Genomic DNA, 20,006 nt, shown 5'->3' with positions numbered 1-20,006 from the left:
CTAACCGTCCTCGGGGGCCGGTTCGTCCAGCAGGATGCGCTCCAGCTCGGCCCGGCCGGGCAGCCCGCGCGGCTGGACGGTCTCCCCGGTGCGTACGTAGAGGAAGGTGGCGGTGACCGCGTCCAGCGGCAGATCGTGCAGCTCCGCCCAGGCCACCCGGTAGACGGCGAGCTGGAGCGGGTCGGCGGTGCGGTGGCGGGTGGTCTTCCAGTCGACGATCTCGTAGCGGTCGCCCGTGCGGTAGACGGCGTCGATCCGGCCCCGGATCACCCGGCCCGCCAGGGTGATCTGGAACGGGGTCTCCACGCGGTACGGCGTGCGCCGGGCGTACACGGTGCGTTCGAACGCCTCCTTCAGCTCGGCGAGGTCGCGCTCGTCGGCGATCTCGGCGTCGCTGCCGTCGCCTCCGGGCAGGTCGTCGGGGCCGAGCATGGGCAGCGGCACCTCCTCGTACCGGGACTCCACCCAGGCGTGGAACCGGGTGCCCCGGCGGGCGGCGGGCTGCGGCGGGCGGGGCATCGGCCGGGCCAGCTCGCGGGCGAAGGCGTCGGGGTCCTCGGCCAGCCGCAGCAGCTGGGTGGCGGAGAGCGAGGCGGGGACGACGACCTCGCGCACGGTGGCGCGGGAGCGGCGCAGCTCCCCGGCGAGGGAATCCAGGTCCCGGTCCCAGGAGGCGAGGGTGCGGGCCTCCTCGGGGGTGAGCCGGTCCGCCGGCTCCTCCTGCGGGTGGCGGGCGGCGGGGATGTGCGGGGCCGGGTCCGCCGGTTCCGGGGGGGCCGGGGGGCGTTCGGTGGGGAGCTCGTCCCAGTCCTCCCAGAGCTCGTCGGCCGGCGGCTCGTCCTCGTACGCCGGTACGTCGTCCTCTTCGTGGGGTCCGGTGGCCTGCCGCTCCAGGTGGGCCAGGACCGTGTCGCGGGCGGCGCGGCGGCGGGCGAGGGCGTCGGCGTCGAGCGGGAGCGGCCAGGCGAGGTCGGCGTCGCGCTCCGCGAGGGCCGGGTTCTCCTCGTCCTCGGCGGGCTCGTCCGCCCACGCCTCGATCTCGCCGTACCCCGCCGCGCAGTGCTCGTACAGCGCCTCCAGGAAGGCGGACGGGCCGCGCGTCCGCTTCTGGGAGGGGCCCCACCAGTGGCCGGAGCCGAAGAGCAGGGAGCGGGGGCGGGTGAAGGTGACGTAGCCGAGGCGCAACTCCTCCGTGTGCTGGTGCTCCTTCATCTCGGCCTTGAACGCCTTGACCCCCCGGGCGTCGTACGTGTCCAGGGCCGGGAGCGTCGCCGCGTCGCCGCGCAGGGCGTGCGGGAGCACCTTGGCCCCGGCGGTCCAGGCGTCGCGGGACCGGCCGCTGGGGAACTGGCCGGTGACCAGTCCGGGGACGGCGACGACGTCCCATTCCAGCCCCTTGGACTTGTGGGCGGTGAGCACCTTGACGGTGTTCTCGCCGCCGGGCAGCGCGTTGTCGAGGCCCTTCTCGTACTGCGCGGCGGTCCGCAGGAAGCCGAGGAAGGCGAGCAGCGACGCCTCGCCGTCCAGGGAGGCGAACCGGGCGGCGGTGTCGAGGAAGTTCCCGAGCGTCTCGCGGCGGCGGGCGGCCAGCGCCTGCGGGGAGGCGGACAGCTCGACCTCCAGGCCGGTGGTGGCCAGGACCCGGTGCAGGACGTCCATCAGGGGGTCGGCCAGTGAGCGGCGCAGGTCGCGCAGCTCACGGGCGAGGCGGGCGAAGCGCACCCGCGCCTCGGCGGAGAACGGCAGCCCGTCGTCGGCGGTCTCCCCGGTGCCCAGGAAGGTGTCCAGCGCGTCCGCGAGCGATATCACCTCGGCCGGGTCCGTCCCCTCGACCGCGTCCGCGAGCCGCTGGTCCGCGTCGGCGTCGTCGTCGGTCCGGCCGGCCCGGTGCACCAGGAGGCGGGCCCGGCGGCCGAGGAGTGCGAGGTCACGGGGACCGATGCGCCAGCGCGGTCCGGTGAGGAGGCGGACCAGGGACGCGTTGGCCCCGGGGTCCTGGAGGACCTCGCAGACGGCCACCAGGTCCGCGACCTCGGGCAGGTGGAGCAGTCCGGCGAGGCCGACGACCTCGACCGGGATGTCCCGCGCGACCAGGGCCGCCTGGATCGCGGGGAAGTCCCCGGCGGTACGGCACAGGACGGCGATCTCGCCGGGCGGGGTGCCGGTGCGCACGAGGTGGGCGAGGGAGTCGGCGAGCCAGTCGATCTCCTCGGCGTGGGTGTTCAGCAGGGCGCAGCGGACCAGTCCGTCGCGCTCGGCGCCGGGGGCGGGACGCAGCGCCTCGACGCCCTCGTGCATCGCGCGCAGCGGTTCGGCGAGGCCGTTGGCGAGCTGGAGGAGGCGGCCGCCGCTGCGCCGGTTCTCGCTGAGGCTGTAGCGGGTGGCGGGGGCGCCGTCCGCGTGCGGGAAGTGCTCGGGGAAGTCGTCGAGGTTGGCGACGGACGCGCCGCGCCAGCCGTAGATCGCCTGGCAGGGGTCGCCCACGGCGGTCACCGCGTGTCCGGTGGGCGCGGCCTCCGGACCGGTGCCGTTGCCGGAGCCGCCGCTGCCTCCGCCGCCTCCGCCGCCGAACAGCGCCGAGAGCAGCAGCCGCTGGGCGACCGAGGTGTCCTGGTACTCGTCGAGCAGGACGACCCGGAACTCGTCCCGCAGGATCGCCCCGACCTCGGGCCGGGTCAGCGCCAGCTCGGCGGAGAGGGCGATCTGGTCACCGAAGTCCAGGAGGTCGCGGCTGCGCTTGGCGGCCCGGTAGCGCTCGGTGAGGCCGAGGAGGGAGCGGCGGGCCTCGGCGGTCTCGGGAATCTTGCGCAGGTCGGCGTTGCTGAGCTTCGCGCCTTCCAGGGCGTGCAGCAGCTCGGTGTCGTACGTGTGCAGCGCGCCGGGGCGTACGAGGTGTTCGGACAGCTCCGCGTCGAGCGCCAGGAGATCGCTGACCAGGGTGGGAAAGGACCGGGTGAGCGCCGGGTACGAGCCGGGGGCCTCGCGCAGCACCTTGGCCGCGAGCTGGTAGCGGGTGGCGTCGGCCAGCAGGCGGGTGGACGGCTCCAGGCCGATGCGCAGGCCGTGCTCGGTGAGGAGGCGGCCGGCGAAGGCGTGGTACGTGGAGATGGTGGGCTCACCCGGAGGGTTGTCCGGGTCGATGACGTCGGGGTCGGTGACCCCGGCGGCGATCAGCGCCTTGCGGACGCGTTCGGCCAGCTCGCCCGCCGCCTTGTTGGTGAAGGTGAGGCCGAGGACCTGCTCGGGGGCGACCTGTCCGGTGCCCACCAGCCAGACCACGCGGGCGGCCATCACCGTGGTCTTGCCGGACCCGGCTCCGGCCACGATCACCTGCGGGGCGGGCGGCGCGGTGATGCAGGCCGTCTGCTCCGGGGTGAACGGGATCCCGAGGAGCTCCTTGAGCTGCTCGGGATCGGTGAGGCGCGGGGACACCCGGACAACGGTAACCGGGCCCGCCGACATCCGGCCCCCGCGCTCGGACCCGGACGCTGCCGGGTCGGCGCGGCGGCCGGGCCGCCCGAGGTCGTCCGGGCGGCCGGGGCGGCTGAGGCAGTCGGACAGCCGGTCGGCCGGGGCAGCCCGGTCGGCCGGGGCTACTCCACCACCTGCCGCCCTTCCGGCTGCGCGCTGCACGAGGCGCGGAAGGCGCAGTGGGCGCAGTGGGTGCCGGTGGTGGGCGTGAACCGTTCGTCCAGGACCTTCCCGGCGGCAGTGGCGAGGAGGTCGGACACCCACTCCCCGGCCAGTGGTTCCTGGGCCTGGACCTTGGGGAAGGCGTCGCCGCCCTCCTTCTTGGGGGCGGGCTGCCGGAGCTGGACCAGTTCGGCGCCGCCCGGTTCGGGGCGCCGGCCGTCGAAGACCTCGTCGACCGCGCCCTCGCGGACCGCGAGCTGGTAGACGGCGAGCTGGGGGTGGGCGGCGACCTCTTCCTTGGTGGGCGCGCCCTTGCCGGTCTTGAAGTCGACGACGTACGCCCGGCCGTCGGCGTCCTGTTCGACCCGGTCCATGGAGCCCCGGATGCGCACGGCGTACTCCCCCGCCTCCAGCGTCACGTCGAAGTCGTGCTCACTGGCGGCAGGGATGCGTCCGCCCCGGTCCAGGACGTGCCAGTGCAGGAAGCGTTCCAGGGCGGCGCGGGCCTGGCCCTTCTCCTGCTCGGACTTCCAGGGGGCGTCGAAGGCGAGGCCGTTCCAGACGGAGTCCAGCCGCTCCATGAGGACGTCCAGGTCGGCGGGGGTCCGGCCGGAGGCGACCTCGTCGGCGAGGACGTGGACGACGTTGCCGAACCCCTGGGCGGCGGTGGCCGGGGCATCGGCCTTCACCTCGCGGCCCAGGAACCACTGGAGGGCGCAGGTGTTGGCGAGCTGGTCCAGCGCGCTGCCGGAGAGCGTGACGGGCTGGTCGCGGTCGCGCAGCGGGACGGCGGACCGGGTCGGCTCGTCCAGACCCCACCAGCGGTACGGGTGGGCCGCGGGCACCAGCGGCTGCCCCTCGTCATCGGTGAGCGCGGCGAGCCGGGCCAGCCGCTGGGCCGCGGCCTCGCGCAGCGCGTCGGAGGCGGCCGGGTCCACGGTGGTGGCGCGCAGTTCGGCGACGAGCGCGGCGACCGCGAGGGGGCGGCGGGGGCGGCCGGTGACGTCGCGGGGTTCGACGCCCAGCTCGGTGAGGAAGCGGGAGGGCTGGTCGCCGTCGTCGGCGGGGGCCTTCACCGCGGTGACGACCAGGCGGTCGCGGGCGCGGGTGGCGGCGACGTAGAAGAGGCGGCGCTCCTCGGCGAGGAGGGCGCCGGGGGTGAGGGGTTCGGCGAGTCCGTCGCGGCCGATCCGGTCCGCCTCCAGGAGCGAGCCCCGGCGGCGCAGGTCGGGCCAGACGCCTTCCTGGACCCCGGCGACGACGACGAGCCGCCACTCCAGGCCCTTGGAGCGGTGGGCGGTCATCAGGCGTACGGCGTCGGGGCGGGCGGTCCGCCGGGAGAGCGTGTCGGCGGCGATGTCCTGGGCGTCGACCTCTTCGAGGAAGTTGAGCGCCCCGCGTCCGCCGGTGCGCTCCTCGGCGCGGGCGGCCGTGTCGAACAGGGCGCACACCGCGTCGAGGTCGCGGTCGGCGTTGCGCCCGCCCGCGCCGCCGCGCAGAGCGGCCCGTTCCAGGCGGCCGGGCCACGGGGTGCCGTTCCACAGGGTCCACAGGGCCTCCTCGGCGGTACCGCCGCCTTCGAGGAGTTCGCGGGCCTTGCGCAGGAGCGCGCCGAGGCGCTGCGCTCCGTGGGCGTACGCCGGGTCGTGGGTGACGAGGCGTTCGGGCTCGGCCAGGGCGCGGGCCAGCAGCGCGTCGGAGGGGGCGGGAACCCGGATTCCGGCGGCGCGTTCCTCGTCGCGCAGGGCCCGGCCGAGGCGGCGCAGGTCGGCGGCGTCCATGGAGCCGAGCGGCGAGGTGAGGAGGGTGAGGGCGGTCTCGGTGTCGAGCCAGGGCGGGGTCACGGGACGGGTCCCTTCGTCGCCCGGCCGCGCCGCATCGGCCCGGGGCTCCGTCTCGTGCGTCTCCGGTTCCACCGCCTCGGCCGCCGGGCCCGTCCCGTCGGCCTCGGGTGCGGCCTCGTCGGCCGCCGTTCCCGCCGTACCGGCCTCGGACACCGGCTCGTCGGCCGCCGGTTTCGCCGCATCGGCGTAGGGGACTGCCTCGTCGGCAGCCGGGCCCTGCGTACCGGTCTCCGGCTCCGCTCCGAGGGCGTCCCGCGGGTCCGGCTCGTCGGCGCGGGAGGTGTGCAGGGCTGCCTCGGCCACCGTGCGCAGGGCCGTCAGCAGGGGGGCGACGGCCGGTTCGTGGCGCAGCGCGACATCGTCGCCGTCGACCTCCAGCGGGACCCCGGCGGAGGTGAGGGCACGACGGACGGCGGGCAGCGAGCGGCCCCCGGCCCGCACCAGCACGGCCATCTCCTGCCACGGCACCCCGTCCTCCAGGTGGGCGCGGCGCAGCAGGTCCGCGATGTTCTCCAGCTCCGTGGAGGCGGTCGGGTAGGTGTACGCCTCCACGGAGCCCCCCTCCCGGACGGCGGCCGGCTCGCGGTGGGCGCGGACCGTGTCGGCGGGCAGCCGGCTCAGCGGCATCCGGCGGGTGAGCAGCCGGGTCGCGGCGAGCAGCCCGGCCCCGGAGCGGCGCGAGGTGGTGAGGACGGCCACGGGCGCGGGGTCGCCGTCCACCCGGCGGAAGGCGTCCGGGAAGTCGAGGATGCCGTTCACGTCGGCGCCCCGGAACGTGTAGATCGACTGGTCGGGGTCGCCGAAGGCGATCAGCGTCCGCCCGCCGCGCGCGCCCTCTCCGCGCCCCCGGCCCCCGGCCCACGCGCCCTCCCCGCGCGCCCGGCTCCCGGTGGACGTGTCCCTTCCACGCCCCTGGTTCCCGGCCCGCACGCGCCGTTCGCGCCCCCGGTTCCCGGCCAGCGCGTGCAGCAGGCGCACCTGGGCGGGGTCGGTGTCCTGGTACTCGTCCACGTACACCGCGTCGTAGCGGTCGGCCAGCTCCGCAGCCACCTCGGGGCGCTCCGCGAGCAGCACCGCGCGGTGCACCAGTTCGGCGTAGTCCAGGACCCCCTGGGCGTCCAGGACGTCGAGGTACTCCGCGAGGAACTGGGCCGCCGCCGTCCAGTCCGGGCGGCCCGTGCGGCGGGCGAAGGCGGCCAGCGCGTCCGGGCCGAGCCCCAGCTCACGGCTGCGGGCCAGCACGGCGCGCACCTCGTCCGCGAAGCCGCGGGTGGTCAGGCAGGCGCGCAGCTCGTCCGGCCAGCGGACATGGGCCAGGCCCTCCTTCTCCAGGTCGACCTGGCCCGCGAGCAGTTCGCGGACGGTGACGTCCTGCTCCGGCCCGGAGAGCAGCCGCAGGGGATCCGCGAAGAGGTCGGCGTCCTGGTGGGCCCGGACCAGGGCGTAGCAGTACGAGTGGAACGTGGTGGCCTGCGGGCCGCGGGCCGCCCCGAGCCGGGCGGCCATCCGGTCGCGCAGTTCGACGGCGGCCTTGCGGCTGAAGGTGAGGACGAGGATGCGGGCCGGGTCACCGCCGCGGTCCACCCGTGCGGCGACGGATTCCACGAGGGTGGTGGTCTTGCCGGTGCCGGGCCCGGCGAGGACCAGCAGCGGCCCGTCGGTGTGATCAACCACCGCGCGCTGGCCTGCGTCCAGGAGGGGGGGTTCCACGGAGCCCGGCGGCGTGCGCAGCAGACGGTACGCACCGGTGGTCCGCGGCCGTGACTCACGGTGCGGACTGTGCCGGGTGGTGGAGGAACTCACGTGGATCGCCGGTCCTGGTGGGTGTTACGCGGGTGTACTGGTGAGGAACAAGGGGTTCGAGTCGGCCGAGGACGAGGAGAGGAGGGGCGGAGCATGCCGCGCGATGACGACGCTACGCGAGCGGGGGCGCGGGGGGCGGCGACCGCACTGCGTCTCTCGTCACGTCCGCCGTCCCCCTCACCGCTCTCCCCCTGGTCGCCGCCCCCGTCGCCCTCGCCGCTGTCCCACGGGGCGCCGCTCCCTTCGCCGCTGTCTCCCTGGTCGCCGCCCCTGTCCCTCTCGGGCCCCGCGCCCGGTTCGCCGCCGGATTCCGTGCCGCGTCGGGCCGCTGCCGCCGGGGGCCGATGGCGGAAGCTGTCAGATGTGAGCTTCCCCGCCCCGACCGCCCCGTCCGGCCGGCTGATCCGTATCGGGTCCGCCGCCGCCCGACGGCGTACCGGGTCCGCCAAGGGCCGGATCCATGCCGCTTCCGTCCCAGCGGGCGCGCCGCATGTCGAGCCGCAGGAGGTGTCCTTCCGCGTGGCGCGACGCCTCGCGGAGCGGGGTGCCCTCGGCGCGGTAGTGCTCCAGCGCCCGCAGTTCGTGGGCGGGGAGCAGGGTCCCGTCGGCACGGACGACACGCCACCACGGCACCGCCGATCCGTGCAGCGCCATGACCCGGCCCACCTGGCGGGGACCGCCCTCGCCCAGCCACTCCGCGACGTCGCCGTACGTCATCACCCGGCCGGGCGGGATGAGGTCGGCCACGTCGAGGACGCGCTCCGCGTAGGCGGGCAGCTCCGCGTACTCCGGCGGCGCGGCACCGGCCGGGGCGGTGCCGGAGCCGCCCCCGTCCGTCTGGTCCTGGCTCATCCGTCCCATCCTGCCGTACGCCACCGACAGCCCGGCCGGAACGGTGCCCGTCCCGGCACACAGGGTGCGCGCGGGGGCAAAGGAGCGTATGTTGCGCATCCCGCGCGCGTGCGAAGCACCCTGATGCCTCCCTCCGGCCACCGGCCGTGCCACCATCGTGCGGGCGGTGACCGGTGATACCAGAACACGAAGACGAACCAGAGGCGACGAAGGAGCAGGGCGTGCAGCCACCGAAGGCGGCGGACGCCTCCGATGCCGGGGAGCGCCCCCGGGGCGCTTCCGATCGCTCCGGGTCCTCCGGGGGTCCCGGACCCTCCGGGGCTCCCGATGCCGAGGCCGCCCCGTCCCCCGGTCCTCCCCGCTCCGCCGGCCCTCCGTCCGCCGGGACACCCCGTGACGACGGGCCCACCGCGTCCACCACCGGGCTCCTGACGGGTTCGACGCTCTCCTCGGCCGACGCCGCGCTGTCCGACCGCGTCTCGGGGGACGAGCCGTTGCTCCCCGCGCGGGTGCACCGTCCCTCCGACCTGATGCGGCTGCTCATCGGGGTGCTCGCGATCGCGGTCCTGTTCACGATCGCGGCGTTCGCGCAGGGCACCACCACCGGCCTCGAGGACGACATCTCCAAGGGCACCGAGCAGGCGCCCGATCTGCTGATCAAGATCGCCGGCCTGGTGTCCAGCATCGCGGTGCTGCTGGTGCCGGTCGCCTTCGCCATCGAACGCCTCATCAAACGCGACGGACTGCGCATCGCGGACGGAGTCCTCGCCGCCGTGCTCGCCCACGGGGTGACGCTCGCCACCGACCTGTGGGTCTCGCGCACCGCGCCCGGCTCCATCCAGGACGCGCTGACCCAGCAGCAGGTGTCCGGCGGGCTGACCGACCCGGTGCACGGCTATCTCGCGCCGGTCATCGCGTACATGACGGCGGTCGGAATGGCGCGGCGGCCGCGCTGGCGCGTGGTGCTGTGGGTGGTGCTGCTGCTCGACGCGTTCGCCATGCTGGTCGGCGGGTACACCACACCGTTCTCGATCATCCTCACCGTGCTGATCGGCTGGACGGTGGCCTACGGCACGCTGTACGCGGTCGGCTCGCCGAACGTCCGGCCCACCGGCCAGCACCTGATGGCGGGGCTGCGGCACGTGGGCTTCCGCCCGGTCGCGGCGATGCGCGCCGAGGACGTACCGGACAAGGACAACGCCGACCAGGGCGACCGGGGGCGGCGCTACCTGGTCACGCTGGAGGACGGGCCGCCGCTGGACGTCACCGTCGTCGACCGGGAACAGCAGGCCCAGGGGTTCTTCTACCGGGCCTGGCGACGGCTCACCCTGCGCACGCTCACCCAGCGGCGCTCCATCCAGTCGCTGCGCCAGGCGCTGGAGCAGGAGGCGCTGCTCGCGTACGCGGCCATCGCCGCCGGAGCCAACGCCCCCAAGCTGATCGCCACCTCGGAACTGGGTCCGGACGCGGTGATGCTGGTCTACGAGCACATCGGCGGCCGGTCGCTGGACCAGCTGGAGGACGAGGAGATCACCGACGACCTGGTGCGCAGCGCCTGGCGTCAGGTGAAGGCCCTCCAGTCGCGCCGGATCGCGCACCGCAGACTCACCGGTGACGCCATCCTGGTGGACCGTTCCGGCAGGGCGTTCGTGACGGATCTGCGCGGCGGCGAGATCGCCGCCGGCGATCTGGTGCTGCGGATGGACGTGGCCCAGCTGCTGACGACGCTGGGGCTGCGGGTGGGCGCCGAGCGCTCGGTCGCCGGGGCACTGGCCGTGCTCGGGCCGGACGCGGTGGCGGACTGCCTGCCGCTGCTCCAGCCGATCGCGCTGAGCCGCTCCACCCGTGCCACGCTGCGCCGGATCGCCCGCGAGCGTTCGCAGCGCGAGCGGGAAGCGGCGCTGGAGGCGTCCCGGACCGCCAAGCAGGACAAGGCGCTGGACGAGGTGGAAGCCGCTGCGGGGGCGTCCGCCGGGCAGGGCGCGGACGCCGGGGCCGACAGCCGCCGGGCGGGCGGTGAGGCAGGGACCGGTGCCGGGTCCAGGGCGGTGTCCAAGGCGGACGCGAAGGCGGAGGCCAAGGCGGAGCGCAAGACGCTGCGGAACGAGAAGCAGGCCGAGAAGCGCGCCCTCGACGAGGCGCTGGACGAAGCCCGCGAGGAGGACCTGCTCGCCCAGATCCGCCGTCAGGTGCTGCTGATCCGCCCGCAGGCCCCGGTCGAACCGGTCCGCCTGGAGCGGATCAAGCCGCGCACCCTGTTCAGTTTCATCGCCGGGGCCATCGCCGCGTACTTCCTGATCTCGCAGGTCACCCAGGCCGACTTCGGGACGGTCGTGGAGCAGGCCGAATGGGGCTGGGTGGCGGCCGCCCTCGGCTTCTCGGCCCTCAGTTACGTGGCGGCGGCGATGAGCCTGCTGGGCTTCGTGCCGGAGCGGGTGTCGTTCCTGAAGACCGTGCAGGCGCAGGTGGCCGGCTCGTTCGTGAAGATCGTGGCGCCCGCCGCGGTCGGGGGCGTGGCGCTGAACACCCGCTTCCTCCAGCGCGCCGGGGTGCGCCCCGGTCTGGCGGTGGCGAGCGTCGGGGCCTCGCAGCTGTTCGGGCTCGGTGCCCACATCATGCTGCTGGCGCTGTTCGGCTATCTCACGGGGACGGAGAAGACCCCGGACTCGCTGACCCCGTCCCGTACCGTCATCGCCGGTCTGCTCACGGTCGCGGTGCTGGTGCTGGTGGTGACGGCGATCCCGTTCCTGCGGAAGTTCGTGGTGACGCGGGTGCGGTCGCTGTTCGCCGGGGTCGTGCCGCGCATGCTGGACGTGGTGCAGCGGCCGCAGAAGCTGCTCACCGGCATCGGCGGCATGCTGCTGCTGACCGGCTTGTTCGTGCTCTGCCTGGACGCGTCGATCCGGGCGTTCAGCGGTCCGGACGTCCCCCAGCTGAGCTACGCGAGCATCGCGGTGGTCTTCCTCGCCGGGAACGCGCTCGGCTCGGCCGCCCCGACACCCGGCGGCATGGGCGCGGTCGAGGGGGCTCTGACGCTGGGCCTGATCGCGGTCGGGCTCCCGAAGGAGGTCGCGGCGCCGGCGGTGCTGCTGTACCGCGTGATGACGCTGTGGCTGCCGGTGCTGCCGGGGTGGCTCGCCTTCAACCAGCTCACCCGTAAGGGCGAACTGTGATCCGGGCGGGGGTACGGGGCCGGTAGCCGCGCCGCCCGCGTGAAGGCGGTGGCACCGGCGCGTCCGCGAAGGCGGCACGGCTCGGGCGAGGGGCGGTGGCTCCGGGTCCGCGCGCGAGCACGGTGGTCGGGGCCCGCGTTCGAGCAGGGCGGTCCGGGCCCGCGTGCGAACACGGTGGCTCCGAGCGCGCGGACGCGGGGGGTGCCACCCGCATGGACCGCGCCCGGCCGCGCTCCCCGGCGGCCCGCCCCACGATGGGGGCATGAGGACTTCCCCCGTGCTGCGTGCCGCTGCCCTCGCCGCCACCGCCACCGTGCTGCTGCCGCTGGCCGCCTGTTCGGACGAGGGCGACGGGGACGGCGGCTCGACACCGACCGGGGCCTCGACCGCCTCGCCGTCCTCGACCGCCGACGAGCTGGCCTCGCAGAAGCTCGACTGGTCGCCGTGTCCGCCACCGAACACCTCCCAGGGCGGCGGCGAGTCGCCGTCCCCGCTGCCCGGCGGCGTGGTCTGGGAGTGCTCCTTCATGGACGTGCCCCTCGACTACGCGAAGCCGGACGGCCGCACGATCGAGCTGGCGCTGGTCCGGGCGAAGGCCAAGGACCGGAAGCGGCGGATCGGCTCGCTGGTGTTCAACTTCGGCGGGCCCGGCGCGTCCGGCGTCGCAACGCTGCCCGCGTTCGGCACCGAGTACGACAAGCTCCGCACCCGGTACGACCTGGTCAGCTTCGACCCGCGCGGGGTGGGTCGCAGCGAGGGCGTGGAGTGTGCGGACGACGCCCAGCTGGACGCCTTCTACCAGGAGGACTCCACCCCGGACGACGCGGCCGAGGAGAAGCAGTTCGTCCAGGGCCAGAAGGACTACATCGCGGACTGCGAGGACAACTCCGGGAAGGAACTCCCCTTCGTGGGCACGACGAACGCCGCCCGCGACATGGACCTGATGCGCACGGTGCTGGGTGACGAGAAGCTGCACTACTTCGGCATCTCGTACGGCACCGAGCTGGGCGGCGTGTACGCCCACCTCTTCCCGGACAAGGTCGGCCGGGCCGTCTTCGACGCGGTGGTCGATCCCACGAAGAACACCGAACAGTCCGCACTCGGGCAGGCCGAGGGGTTCCAGCTCGCCCTGGACAACTTCACGAAGGACTGCGCGGAACGCGACGACTGCGCCCTGCCGGGAGCCACCCAGCAGGAGGTCGAGCAGGGCATCGCCGATCTGCTGGACGCGTTGGAGGAGCAGCCCGTCGACGGGCTCGGCGACCGGGCGCTGACGCAGACGCTGGCCACCACCGGCATCGCGTCCGCGCTCTACTCCAAGGAGACCTGGCCGCTGCTGGAGCAGGGTCTGGACGAGGCGGGCGGCGATGACGGCGGGCTGCTGCTGGCACTGGCCGACTCGCTCAACGGCCGCTCCGAGGACGGACGGTACGACAACTCCAACGCCGCCAACATCGCCATCAACTGCGCCGACAGCAAGGAGCGCTTCTCCCTGGAGCAGACGAAGGCGGCGCTGCCCGCCTTCCGGAAGGCGTCCCCGCTGTTCGGGGAGTACCTGGGCTGGGGCCTGATGGGCTGCACCGGCTGGCCGGTCGCGGGCGCCTGGCAGACCCCGGACGTCAGCGCCGCGGGCTCCGCCCCGATCCTGGTCATCGGCAACACCGGCGACCCGGCGACCCCGTACGCGGGCGCGAAGGCGATGGTGGAGAAGCTGGGCAAGGGCGTCGGCGTCGAGCTGACCTACAAGGGCGAGGGACACGGGGCGTACAACAGCAAGGACGCGTGTGTGCAACGCGCGGTGGACGACTACCTGGTGGACGGGAAGACGCCCGGGTCCGGTACGGTCTGCGGCTGACCCGCGCGGCGGCATCGTCCGCGGCCGCCACGCGGAAGGGGCCCGGACCGCACTGTGCGGTCCGGGCCCCTTCCGTACGTACTGCCGGGCGCGCCTAGTACACCGGCTTCTCGGGCTCGATCTGGTTGACCCAGCCGATCACGCCGCCGCCCACGTGCACCGCGTCGGCGAAGCCCGCGGACTTGAGGACCGCGAGGACCTCGGCGCTGCGGACGCCCGTCTTGCAGTGCAGGACGATGCGCTTGTCCTGCGGGAGGTCCTGGAGGGCGGTGCCCATGAGGAACTCGTTCTTCGGGATCAGCTTGGCGCCGGGGATCGAGACGATCTCGTACTCGTTCGGCTCGCGGACGTCGATGATCTCGATCTTCTCGTCGCCGTCGATCCACTCCTTGAGCTGCTTGGGGGTGATCGTGGCTCCGGCCGCCGCCTCCTGGGCCTCCTCGGAGACGACGCCGCAGAAGGCCTCGTAGTCGATGAGTTCGGTGACGGTGGGGTTCTCGCCGCAGACCGCGCAGTCGGGGTCCTTGCGCACCTTGACCTGGCGGTACTGCATCTCCAGGGCGTCGTAGATCATCAGCCGGCCGACCAGGGGGTCGCCCACGCCGGCGAGCAGCTTGATGGCCTCGGTGACCTGGATGGAGCCGACCGACGCGCAGAGCACGCCGAGCACGCCGCCCTCGGCGCAGGAGGGGACCATGCCCGGCGGCGGGGGCTCCGGGTAGAGGCAGCGGTAGCAGGGCCCGTGCTCGGACCAGAACACGGACGCCTGGCCGTCGAACCGGTAGATCGACCCCCACACGTACGGCTTGTTCAGCAGCACCGCGGCGTCGTTGACGAGATAGCGGGTGGCGAAGTTGTCCGTGCCGTCCACGATCAGGTCGTACTGCGCGAAGATCTCCAGCACGTTCTCGGCCTCGAGCCGCGTCTCGTGGAGGATCACGTTCACGTACGGGTTGATCCCCAGCACCGAGTCCCTGGCCGACTGCGCCTTGGAGCGGCCGATGTCGGCCTGGCTGTGGATGATCTGACGCTGCAGGTTCGACTCGTCGACCTCGTCGAACTCGATGATGCCCAGCGTGCCGACACCGGCCGCGGCCAGGTACATCAGAGCCGGCGAACCGAGGCCGCCGGCGCCGACGCACAGCACCTTGGCGTTCTTCAGACGCTTCTGTCCGTCCATCCCGACATCCGGGATGATCAGGTGGCGGGAGTACCTGCGGACCTCGTCGACGGTGAGCTCAGCAGCTGGCTCGACCAGGGGTGGCAGCGACACAGGAACCTCAACAATGCAGGTGGTCGGAGTTTACGCGGACCGGCCTCTTACGGTCGGCTACGTACGGTTGTTCTCCCCGTAACACTGCCACGCCCCTTCTCATTCCGAGATACCAGGTCCGATCCGCGAGACGATTTCGTCCCAGTACCTGGGCAGGGTCGCGTATGGGTCGCTTTGCCCGTTCCGGTCGTCCCGGTCCGTGAAGAAGATCGTCCCGGCCCCCTGCCAGCGGGCGATGCGCATGGCCTCCTCCAGATGGGTGCGCGGGACCCCGTGCACGAAGTGGGCGAACCGCTCCGGCGGGTAGTCGGCCGTCCACTCGGCCACCTGCGACCAGCGGTAGTCGGTCCAGTGCCCCTGGAAGGTGACCAGTTGATCGGCCGCCTCCGCGTATCCGGGGTACGGCTGGAAGCCGTGGCCCAGCACCAGCCGGCCCCCGTCGTCCGCGCTGTCGCTCTCCGCGAGCAGCGCGTGGAGCGTGCCGGTGAGCCGGCGGACGGCGGGCAGCCCGGCCCGCTCGCCGGGGCAGCGGGCGAGGTAGAAGCCGCCGATCCGGTACCAGTCGATGAACGACCGGGCGTCCGCGACCAGTTCGTCGAAGGGCCGCTCGCCGTGGGCCAGGTCGAGATGGCCCAGCAGCCTGCCGCCTGAGGCCCGGACGCTGTCGTCCGGGGCCTCACCGTGCAGGGCCCGCTCACGGGCGTTGCGCAGCCGGCCGGCCGCCTCCAGGCAGTGCGGGTCGGGCCGGGAGCCGGGACCGTCGGCGATGTTGAGGACGGCCCAGTGGAGCGGCGTGCCGGGGCGGGCCAGCTCGGCCCATTCGGCGGGGGCGAGCAGCGGGTGGGCGTAGCCCGGAACACCGAAGCCGAGCTGTTCGCCCCCCGCGGTGCGGCGGGCGTCGGCGGGGGCGGTCAGATACGGCACGCCGCCTCCATCCAGATGTCCGCGAGGGACTCCTCCAGGTTGATCCGGGGCCGCCAGCCGAGCCGGTCCCGCGCGGTGCGGACGTCGGCCTGCTGCCAGGCGCCGCAGCCGTCGGGGTACGGGGACGGGGTGGCGGAGAGGTGTTCCATGACGGACTCGGCGGAGGTGCGCGGTGCCCCGATGGGCAGGCGCGGGGGCGGCCCGTCCAGTTCGTGGAGCGCGCCCGCGTAACCGGCGACCCGCGCCAGGACGGCGGCCGCGTCGCGGAGCCGGACGGCGCGCCCGGTGCCGATGTTGACGACGCCCTGCGCGGCGGAGAGCGAGGCGGCGTGCACGGCCCGCGCCACGTCCCGTACGTCGACGAAGTCCCGCTGCACGCCGAGCCCGCTGAGCTTCAGCTCGCCGTCGCCCGCCTGCATGGCGCGACGCATCGCCTCGGCGAGCCGGCCGAGCGGGGAGCCGGCCGGGGTGCCGGGGCCGACCGGGGAGAAGACCCGCAGCACGACGGCGTCGAGGCCGGAGCCGAGGACGAGTTCGGTGGCGGCGAGTTTGCTGACGCCGTACGGGCCGCCGGGGCGCGGGACCGCGTCCTCGGCGGTGGAGGAGCCGGGCTGTGAGGGCCCGTACTCGGAGGCGCAGCCGACCTGGACGAGCCGGGCGCCGCAGCCGCTGCGGCGCAGGGCCTCGCAGACGGTGGCGACGGCGACGGTGTTGTGGCGGGTGAGGTCACGGGCGCCGCCGCGGGTGGCGCCCGCGCAGTTGACGACGACTCCGGGGTGGACGGCGTCCAGGAAGCGGGTGAGCGCTCCGGGGCTGCCGCCCGCGAGGTCGAACCGGACGTCGGCGTCGTCGCCGCGTCCGAGGGCCGTGAGGTGGACGGCGGGGTCGGCGAGCAGCCGGTCGGCGACGAAGCGGCCGAGGAATCCGTTGGCTCCGAGCAGCAGCACCCTCATCGCGCACCGCCTCGGTGCCGACGGCTCACTGCCGGTGCGGGGGATTGGGGGGTCATGGCGGGTTTCTCCTAGGTCGGTCAGCAGGTCGTACGGAGGGGGAAGGCCCGCGGCGTCGGCTCCGCGGGAGTGAAGCGGGTGGAACGGGTGGAGCGGCTCGTGGGTGGGGGGCGGTGGTGCGTGTCGGGCGGGCTCCGGGGAGGGCGAGCCGGGACGTCGGTACGTCGGTGTGTCGGCGGCTCAGGTCCCGGTGTGGGTGTGCGCGGAGGCCCGTGAGAGCGCGAGGGAGGCGTACAGCAGCAGGCCGAGGGCGGCCGCGCCGCAGGCGAGGGCGGCCACGGCCCCGGTCCCGCCCGCCGAGACGACGGCGTTCACCGGTTGGGCAAGGGGTTCGAGTCCGGGCAGCCGGGCGGAGAGGACGAGGGAAGGGGCGGCGGCCTCGACGGCGCAGGCCGCGGCGAGCGCGACCGTGCCGGGCTCCGGCAGCCCGTGCGCGGCGAGCAGCCGGGCCACGAAGAACAGGACCCCGAGGGCGACCGCCGCGACGGTCGTGCCGCCTCCGCCGAGGCCCAGGTCGGCCAGGTACAGCAGGGGCAGCAGGGCGCCGAGGAACAGGGTCACGGCGGCGAGCAGCAGCGGGCGCACGCCCGCGCCGAACTCCTCCAGGGCGCGGCTGCCGGCCAGTTTGCGGTGCGCGCGGACGGTGAAGAGGTGAGCACACCAGGCTGCCGGGGCCACCGCGGCGGCGAGGCCGAGCAGGGGGGCGGGGGTACCGCCCCACGGACCGTCCGGCCCACCCGTCATGACCTGGGCGAGCAGTCCCTCGCCGTACACCGCGTAGCTCAGCAGCCAGCAGCCGTACAGCCCGGCGCGTCCCGCTCCTTCAGGGGCGCGCAGGGGCCCGCGCCCCAGGCAGGCGCGGAGCGCCAGGCAGGCCAGCAGGGCGCCGACGGCGGTGACGAGGGCCCGCGTACCGTCCCCGAGGACGCCCTCGGTGACCCGGAGCGCCCCGGCGGTCGCCAGGCAGGCGGCTCCGGGGAGCAGCGCGAGCAGCGTCCAGGCGGCCCACGCCTCGGTGCCGGGACCGGGTCCGGGCGGGCCGGGCGGCGGCCCGTCCGGCGCGGGCCGGTGGGCTCGGGGCGGTATGCGGGCGTACAGCTCCTCGGCGAGGGCGAAGACGTCCCGGTGGCGGTAGCGGGCGGCGGTGCGGTCGGTCAGGCCGTGCGCCTCCAGACCGGCGGCGATCTCCAGCGGGTCCACGGCCCGTTTGCACAGGTCGCGGTGGTGGCGCAGCAGGGACGTCACCGGGTCGGCCGGACCGCGGCGGGCGGTGGCGGAGTTCCGCCGCGCCGTGCCGCGCGGCACGATCTCCGCGGGCCGCTCCGGCGCGGACACGGGCCGCTCAGCGCCGGCGGGGGTCGCCGGGTCGTCCGGACGGGTCATCGAACGTCTCCGTGATCGGGGCGGGCCGCGGGGCCGCGGGGGGTTACGTGGTCGGGACGGGGGCGGGGTGCGGGACGGGGCCCGCCTTCGGGACGGCTACGGGCTGCGGGGCCGAGGTCGGAGGCGGCGTCGGAGCCGAAGGCGGTCGCCCGGCCGGGGCGGCCGGGGCCGGAGTCGGAGCCGGTTGCCCGGCCGGGGCCGCTTCCGGGACCGGGGCGGCCGGGACGGTCGCTCGGTGGCCGGTCACGCATCGCCGCTCCCCGCCGGTCCCACCGCGACCGCGCAGACGCCCTCGGGCTCCGGCCCCCGTGTGTGCTGCGGCTCGGGCTCGCCGGACCGGTCCGGCAGCCGGATGCCGCCGGCGGCCGGGACCGGCCCCGTGGCCGGGCCCCGGAGCCGGTCCCGGTCCGAGCGCTTCCCCGCCCCGGACTCCGTTCCCTCCCCGGTCGCTCCGGCCGCTGCCGCCCCGAGGCACGCCCCCGTCCGGGCCCACGGTCCGGGGAGGTGCGCCTCCGGAGGGGTGGCGAACGGCAGGGGGTCGCCGTGGGCGTCCAGCGTGTCCGCCTCGCGGCGTACCGGGGTGCGCGACATCAGCTCCAGGTAGATGGCGCGAAAGGCCGCGAGGTTCTGTTCGACGGTGAAGAGTTCGAGTGCGCGGGCGCGCGCCGCCGCGCCCAGGCGCGCACGGCGCTCGGGGTCGCGCAGCAGCGCCACGCAGGCGTCCGCGAGCGCTCCGGGGTTGCGCGGGGGCACCACCAGACCGGTGCCGCCGATGACCTCGACGACCGCGCCCACGTCGGTGGAGACGGTGGCCCGGCCGCAGAACATGGCTTCGACGAGACCGACCGGGAAGCCCTCGACCGTGCTCGACAGCACGATCACCCCGCCCGCGCCGTACGCCTCCGCGAGGTCGGGCCCGTCCGGCCCGCCGACCTCCTCGAAGGTGACCGCCCCGACGTCCCCGGCGCCGGACCTCCCGCTCCCGTCCGTGCCGGTGCCCCCGCCCGTGCCCCCGCCCGGAAAGAGCCGGGCGGCCAGGGCCTTGCAGCGGGCGAGGTGGGCGGCGGCCGCCTCGTCGCCCTCCACCGGGGCCCCGAAGACGCGCAGCCGGGCGTCCGGCTCGGCGCGGCGGACCTCCGCGAAGGCGTGCAGGAGGGTGCTCAGGTCCTTGGCGGGCTCGATCCGGCCGACCCAGACCAGGGTGTCCGGGCCGCCCGCACCGTCGCGCCCGCCCGTGGCGTCGAGGCGCTCCGCGTCCTCACCGAGCGGGCCGAACCGTTCGGCGGCCATGCCCGGATGGACCGTGCGCTGCCTGGCGGGGTCGGCTCCGCACCGCCGCTGCCAGCGGCGGACGTGGATGTTGCCGGGGGTGATGAGTGCGGCCTGCCGGTAGACCTCGGTGGCGAGGCGGCCGTGGAACCCGGCGAGAAGGGCGCGCACGGGGGCTCCGTACGCGGTGTCGGAGGACGTCAGATAGTGCGCGCGCAGCGGGACGCCGTGCTCGGTGACCAGCAGCGGCACCCCGAAGAAGCGTTTGGCCAGGAGGCCCGGCAGGGCGGCCGCACCGCCGGAGGCGGCGTGGCAGAGATCGACCGCGCCCAGGCTCTCCCGGTCGTACCAGTCCAGCGAGAGCGGGCGCAGCGCGCGCTCCAGCTCGGCGGCGAAGGCGAGCAGGTCGGGGACGGTGGCGCTCTGCACGGTGCGGCCGGTGCCGCGGGCTCGGGAGGCGGCCTCCAGGATGCGTACGGCGGCCTCGGAACGCAGGGCGAGGTGGAGTCCGCCGCGTTCGCGGGTCAGCTCGGCGAGTCCGTACAGCCCTTCGGCGAACAGCTCGGCGCCGGGGCCCGTGCCCGCTGCGGTGCCGGGCTCGTCGGGGGTGCAGACCGCGGCGGCCAGGGCGGCGAGGTGGTCGGCGAAGCGCCGTCGGTCGCGCCGTCCGTAGGACTGCTCGCCCCCGGTCACCAGCCGGGCCAGCAGGCCGCGTTCGCCGCTGCCGCGCAGGGTGCCGTCGTCGGGGGTCCACAGGGGGGCGGTGCGCACGCGGCTGACATGGTGCGGCAGCCGGACCCAGCCCTGGTCCTCCTGGTGGGCGGAGCGGCTCAGGGCGAACAGGTCGAACTCGTGCTGCGGCAGCCCGTGCACCAGTCGGTCGCACCAGAGTCCGGACTCACCGGTCGCATACGGATAACCACCGTCGGTGAGCAGTCCGATCCGCACGAATACACCCCCGATCTCCCGTGTGGGCGGCCACCGTTG

10 protein-coding genes are annotated in these 20,006 nt (G+C 75.0%); 2 read left to right on the top strand and 8 right to left on the bottom strand.

The window, feature by feature from the left end; translation table 11 throughout:
- From QFZ71_RS20845 to QFZ71_RS20835, 3 genes are all read right to left on the bottom strand, one after another.
- Positions 1-3,432 (bottom strand): ATP-dependent DNA helicase, encoded by a 3,432-nt coding sequence (locus QFZ71_RS20845; RefSeq protein WP_307669700.1) that lies wholly within the window; start codon positions 3,430-3,432, stop codon positions 1-3.
- A 161-nt stretch (positions 3,433-3,593) separates the two neighbouring features.
- Positions 3,594-7,280, bottom strand: coding sequence for an ATP-dependent DNA helicase (locus QFZ71_RS20840; protein WP_307669699.1), 3,687 nt, complete (start codon positions 7,278-7,280; stop codon positions 3,594-3,596).
- Between the two features lie 357 nt (positions 7,281-7,637).
- The gene (locus QFZ71_RS20835) at positions 7,638-8,132 is read right to left on the bottom strand and encodes an MGMT family protein (protein ID WP_307669698.1); all 495 of its coding nucleotides are present in this window, start codon (positions 8,130-8,132) and stop codon (positions 7,638-7,640) included.
- 221 nt (positions 8,133-8,353) lie between these two features.
- Here QFZ71_RS20835 and QFZ71_RS20830 point away from each other — a divergent pair, with 221 nt between their 5' ends.
- Positions 8,354-11,305 (top strand): lysylphosphatidylglycerol synthase transmembrane domain-containing protein, encoded by a 2,952-nt coding sequence (locus QFZ71_RS20830; RefSeq protein ID WP_307669697.1) that lies wholly within the window; start codon positions 8,354-8,356, stop codon positions 11,303-11,305.
- A 262-nt stretch (positions 11,306-11,567) separates the two neighbouring features.
- Positions 11,568-13,160, top strand: a complete 1,593-nt coding sequence (locus QFZ71_RS20825; protein ID WP_307669696.1) for an alpha/beta hydrolase — start codon at positions 11,568-11,570, stop codon at positions 13,158-13,160.
- Positions 13,161-13,254: 94 nt separating this feature from the next.
- Here QFZ71_RS20825 and moeZ read toward each other — a convergent pair whose 3' ends face one another.
- The 5 genes from moeZ to QFZ71_RS20800 all read right to left on the bottom strand — a co-directional run bounded on the left by moeZ (position 13,255) and on the right by QFZ71_RS20800 (position 19,967).
- Positions 13,255-14,433 (bottom strand): adenylyltransferase/sulfurtransferase MoeZ, encoded by a 1,179-nt coding sequence (gene moeZ, locus QFZ71_RS20820; protein ID WP_307669695.1) that lies wholly within the window; start codon positions 14,431-14,433, stop codon positions 13,255-13,257.
- A 99-nt stretch (positions 14,434-14,532) separates the two neighbouring features.
- A complete protein-coding gene (locus QFZ71_RS20815; protein ID WP_307669694.1) occupies positions 14,533-15,357 on the bottom strand; it encodes a spherulation-specific family 4 protein in 825 nt (274 codons plus the stop codon).
- Complete coding sequence (locus tag QFZ71_RS20810; RefSeq protein WP_030277704.1) at positions 15,345-16,310, bottom strand: NAD(P)-dependent oxidoreductase; 966 nt, start codon at positions 16,308-16,310, stop codon at positions 15,345-15,347. Before QFZ71_RS20810 ends, QFZ71_RS20815 begins: the two co-directional genes overlap by 13 nt.
- Before the next feature lie 237 nt (positions 16,311-16,547).
- Positions 16,548-17,750, bottom strand: a complete 1,203-nt coding sequence (locus QFZ71_RS20805; protein WP_307669693.1) for a hypothetical protein — start codon at positions 17,748-17,750, stop codon at positions 16,548-16,550.
- 243 nt (positions 17,751-17,993) lie between these two features.
- A complete protein-coding gene (locus tag QFZ71_RS20800) occupies positions 17,994-19,967 on the bottom strand; it encodes a DUF3492 domain-containing protein (RefSeq protein WP_307669692.1) in 1,974 nt (657 codons plus the stop codon).
- Positions 19,968-20,006: the final 39 nt, after the last annotated feature.

Origin of the sequence: Streptomyces sp. V2I9, assembly GCF_030817475.1 — a bacterium.
In the GTDB taxonomy this organism is placed as follows: domain Bacteria; phylum Actinomycetota; class Actinomycetes; order Streptomycetales; family Streptomycetaceae; genus Streptomyces.
Note: the sequence above shows the minus strand (reverse complement) of the source record. Positions and strands in the feature narration are given on the sequence as shown.

What these genes read in the sequence shown, in the direction of transcription:
- QFZ71_RS20835 (WP_307669698.1), bottom strand. Translation starts at nt 8,132, where the DNA reads ATGAGCCAGGACCAGACGGACGGGGGCGGCTCCGGCACCGCCCCGGCC.
- QFZ71_RS20810 (WP_030277704.1), bottom strand. Translation starts at nt 16,310, where the DNA reads ATGAGGGTGCTGCTGCTCGGAGCCAACGGATTCCTCGGCCGCTTCGTC.
- QFZ71_RS20825 (WP_307669696.1), top strand. Translation starts at nt 11,568, where the DNA reads ATGAGGACTTCCCCCGTGCTGCGTGCCGCTGCCCTCGCCGCCACCGCC.
- QFZ71_RS20805 (WP_307669693.1), bottom strand. Translation starts at nt 17,750, where the DNA reads ATGACCCGTCCGGACGACCCGGCGACCCCCGCCGGCGCTGAGCGGCCC.